Annotated in this window: 3 protein-coding genes; all 3 read left to right on the top strand. The window is 51.8% G+C overall.

The features are described from left to right. Window positions 1–310: 310 nt before the first annotated feature. The 3 genes from JIN85_RS20265 (at window position 311) to JIN85_RS20275 (ending at window position 1,687) form a co-directional block, all read left to right on the top strand. Entirely contained in the window at window positions 311–718 is a 408-nt protein-coding gene (locus JIN85_RS20265; protein WP_200274274.1) for a hypothetical protein, read from the top strand. A 127-nt stretch (window positions 719–845) separates the two neighbouring features. Then, entirely contained in the window at window positions 846–1,265 is a 420-nt protein-coding gene (locus JIN85_RS21515) for a hypothetical protein (RefSeq protein WP_234047538.1), read from the top strand. A gap of 71 nt (window positions 1,266–1,336) precedes the next feature. Further along, window positions 1,337–1,687: a hypothetical protein gene (locus tag JIN85_RS20275; protein WP_200274276.1), complete on the top strand. Its 351-nt coding sequence runs from the start codon at window positions 1,337–1,339 to the stop codon at window positions 1,685–1,687. Window positions 1,688–1,880 lie beyond the last annotated feature (193 nt).

A 1,880-nucleotide genomic window follows, 5' to 3' on the forward strand; every position in this document is an offset into this window, starting at 1 on the left:
GCGCGGAGGTCTTGGCGTCACATCAGATTGCATCACGCGGCCGTTTTGGGTTCCATTTGGGAACGAGTGGTGTAGCCTTTGTTGTGGCTGAAATCGAGCTTATGAGGCGCCAGAGACTACCCCTACCGCTGTCACGTCTGATGCTTCCGCATCAGACGCGCCATCGGCAGGGTCGTCTCATCTTTAACGTTAGGGCAAAATGAATCTCCGTCCCCACATTCTCTTAGCGGCTTACGTCGCCTTAAGTTCGTGCACTACAAGTGTGCGGATGGCAGGAGGCGCGACTGAGCGACAGCAGACGTCTGAATGGATGCAACATTCGCAGAGCCCGGTTCCGAATCTCTTTGGCGGCAAGGAGGACAAGAAGGATGTTGGAGATGGATTTTACGAACAAGCCGGTAGCGTAGCGTCGAATTCATTGTGGGAGGCGGTGGCTCATTACACCTACCTTGCGTATCACGGAGTCGAAATCGGAAATGCTTCTTATCCGTATTCGATTTCCCCATCCGGCCGATTTGTCATTATACCAGAGAGCTATTATCACGGCGCAAAATCCCACAAATTGAAGATCTACGACAAGACTCTCAATCGATTTGTCCTTCGAGAGGTTGAGCCACAGGTGATTAGCGGCTACAATTGGGCTGCGGATGAGCGAATGGTCACCGTTTTCTTTGAGTCTCCCTTGAAGTCCGTGCCCCTCAAAATTCCAAAGCCCTAACAAGCCGCGGCATCCAACCGCTACCAGCCGTGATGTTGAGTGAGTCTTATGTAGTTTGAACCTATTACCCTGTTGTAGCCTTCCGCCCTCGGTAGCGGTGGATGCGCTTTGACGTTCTCCAAGAATCATGCGCCAATTGATATTCTGTCTCTGTGTACTAGGCCTCTCAGGTTGCGAGAGCAAGTCAACCCACTCCGCGGCCCCGACAGAACCTGATACTACTCGAACTTGGTATTCCGCCTGGATTTCACAGGACAATGGCGAGCAATTTCATTCGGAACTGACGTTGGCTCCCGGGGAAGTCACAAAAGTATCGATCTCCGCCGAGACATCCATAGTTGTGGGCTTCATTTTAGAGAAGGGTTACGAAGTCAGCAAGGACCCTGGGACAATCTACATGGGAACAGAAAAAGCACCGCACATGGTAGGAGGCGCTCCGGGCACGTGGAAGGAGTTCGATGCGACCAATGGATTGGTTGCAATACGCCTAGAGAATACAAGCGCTGTCGCCACGCGAATCGCAGTCTACACGAAGTCGAAAAAATAATGGAGAACAAGCGGATGCAGGCAACCGGCGTTCCGCCGGTGCCTGATCGTTAACGTTGGGCAAAATCAGACGTGAATCCGTATTACAAAGCCGAATCGGAATCTGCGCTCTTCGACGAAGAAGCATTCGGCTTCGCACGCGGAGAGTTCATTGATAACCGGCAGCGTTTCTATGACCGCTTAGCCTGTGCGCAGTATTTTGACGCTGAGAGATTCGAGGCAGTGATTCTCTGGTTGGCCTCTCTTAAGCGTTTCCATGAGGCGAATGCCGAACCATTGCCATCTAGCTACTTTGACGATTTTGAAGGCATCCGAAACCATCTTGAGATTCAGTCGACGCATTCCCAAACCCAGAAGAAAGAATGCTTAGACGCGCTTCGTCAGTGGGATCGCATTCTAATAGACTACGGCATCCGAAAATGAAAAAACGGAGCCCAACCATGCGCTACAGAGAACCTCCACAGCTGTCACGGATCGTGCTACGCACGCTCCGCGCCACCTGCTCCGGTCTCTGACCTGAAACGTTCTCCTCAAAATGAATCCCGAATTTAAGCAACTACTAATAACGATTGGGATCTGTGTTCCGGTCGGACTCCTAGTTGGTGTCCTCCTGAGG

Source organism: Luteolibacter pohnpeiensis (assembly GCF_016595435.1).
GTDB lineage: Bacteria > Verrucomicrobiota > Verrucomicrobiia > Verrucomicrobiales > Akkermansiaceae > Luteolibacter > Luteolibacter pohnpeiensis.

What these genes read in the sequence shown, in the direction of transcription:
- JIN85_RS20265 (WP_200274274.1), top strand. Translation starts at nt 311, where the DNA reads ATGCAACATTCGCAGAGCCCGGTTCCGAATCTCTTTGGCGGCAAGGAG.
- JIN85_RS21515 (WP_234047538.1), top strand. Translation starts at nt 846, where the DNA reads ATGCGCCAATTGATATTCTGTCTCTGTGTACTAGGCCTCTCAGGTTGC.